This window comes from Micromonospora sp. DT44 (assembly GCF_049841635.1).
Taxonomy (GTDB): domain Bacteria; phylum Actinomycetota; class Actinomycetes; order Mycobacteriales; family Micromonosporaceae; genus Micromonospora.
Map to the genome: position 1 here is coordinate 1 of NZ_JBNCKS010000131.1, position 1,442 is coordinate 1,442.

Below are 1,442 nucleotides of genomic sequence, written 5' to 3' on the forward strand. Positions count from 1 at the left end.
TATCCAACGCCGTCCGGTATGGACGTTACGCCCGTGTCATCCCCACTCGGCCGCCGAATCTTGCTGAGATCACCTCAGTGTCGTCGCGCTTCCTCGCCCCATGGCATCGACTTTCCCAGACTCAGGAAGTCCTGCTGTCCGAGCACGGCTGGAAGCCGCCAGATGAGTACGCGCCCAATTTTTACCAGGACTTCCACTTCCTTGGTGATCGCACAACGTTCGCCATCGACATTGCCAAGAACGTCCTTGACGCCCTCATTCATGTGTACGGCGTCCACGAGACTGATCTACTCGTCATTCGCACGACGGGTGACTAGCTCCGCTCTGGTCGCGCTGGACGTCGCCCTGAACAACCGGGTGGCCGAGGGCAGATTGCTGGCCAGCTCGGAGAAGTCCATCCACGAGCGCCAGGCCTTCGCCCCGGCTCCACGCTCTCCGCTCAGGTGAACGCGTCGCAGGTCGCGCTGATTCCGCACGTACAGCGGCCGCCCTTCGGCCTAGAGGGCAGGCCGCTCCGTATCTGATCTCCCGGATCGACAGGCGTCCTGCTCAGCTCTCCGGCGGCGGGGGTTCGTCCGCTCCCCTGGCCTTCCAGGGCTGGTGCTCCGTGATCCAGCGCTCCACGTCCTCTACCAGCCACACGCTTCCGCCGGCCAGGTGATCGAACGGCTCAGGAAAGTCCGGCCGGGTGGTGAGCTGGACGACGCGGACGCGCGAGACGCCCAGCCGCTCCTGAAGCTCCGCGCTGCCGTACAACCGCCGCTGCCAGGCCATCTCCTGAGCATCGCTACCTGGCCCCCTTCCGTACCTGGAAGCCCCGGTGGCCTCACTCGTAGGTGCTGTTCAGCCCTCATACCTATAGGTAGGCATGCCACTTTCATACTTGACAGGGGGTAGGCGGTTCAGGTCCCCTGTATGGGCAACACACACCGGGTAGCGGTTCGGGTACGTGAGCAGGGCTCCGTGCCCGGACCTGCCATTTCAGGAGGTGGAGCTGTGCCCATGGACGACGGCCCGATCACTCCGGCGCTGGTCCTCTGGACCGCCAAGCGGGTGATCACCCAGCACGCGACAACGGCCAGCCCTCACCGTGGCCGTGGGATGTGCGTCCAGTGCGGGGACGCTGGTTGCGACATGCTGAGTTGGGCCATCGCCGTGGTCAAGGCCCACCGCGTGGCCGCCACCCCCATGCCGTGATGGAGTGGGAAGTCCCCTGGGAGGTCTGGGTTCCGCGGCTGGCCGCATGGACCGTCGCTGAGCACCGGGAGGCCCGCTGCCCCCGGTGCCGACCGGACGGGTGCCGGTCGCTCAACTGGGCCCGGGACCGGCTCAGGGCGCACCGCCCTAAAAAGGAGGAATAGCTCGTCTAGATGATCGATTCCAAGGGGTCAGTGGTCGTAGGCGGTCAGGGATCGCATGACCGGTTGGCCGGTGTGCCAGTT

The 1,442-nt window shown here is 65.5% G+C and carries 4 protein-coding genes; 3 read left to right on the forward strand and 1 reads right to left on the reverse strand.

Features of this window, described 5'->3' with window-relative positions; translation table 11 throughout:
* Positions 1-317, forward strand: a 317-nt coding sequence (locus ACLQ25_RS32570) for a TY-Chap domain-containing protein (protein WP_425734566.1), incomplete at its 5' end; no start/stop codon positions are given.
* Positions 310-447: a hypothetical protein gene (locus ACLQ25_RS32575; protein WP_425734567.1), complete on the forward strand. Its 138-nt coding sequence runs from the start codon at positions 310-312 to the stop codon at positions 445-447. The genes ACLQ25_RS32570 and ACLQ25_RS32575, both read left to right, overlap by 8 nt.
* Before the next feature lie 102 nt (positions 448-549).
* On the opposite strand, the gene ACLQ25_RS32580 is transcribed toward ACLQ25_RS32575, so the two are convergent.
* On the reverse strand, positions 550-774 hold the full coding sequence (locus ACLQ25_RS32580) for a helix-turn-helix transcriptional regulator (protein WP_425734568.1): 225 nt from the start codon (positions 772-774) through the stop codon (positions 550-552).
* Positions 775-1,002: 228 nt separating this feature from the next.
* On the opposite strand from ACLQ25_RS32580, the gene ACLQ25_RS32585 reads away from it, so the two are divergent.
* Positions 1,003-1,197 carry a hypothetical protein gene (locus ACLQ25_RS32585; protein WP_425734569.1) on the forward strand — a complete coding sequence of 65 codons (195 nt, stop codon included), beginning with the start codon at positions 1,003-1,005 and terminating at the stop codon, positions 1,195-1,197.
* Positions 1,198-1,442 lie beyond the last annotated feature (245 nt).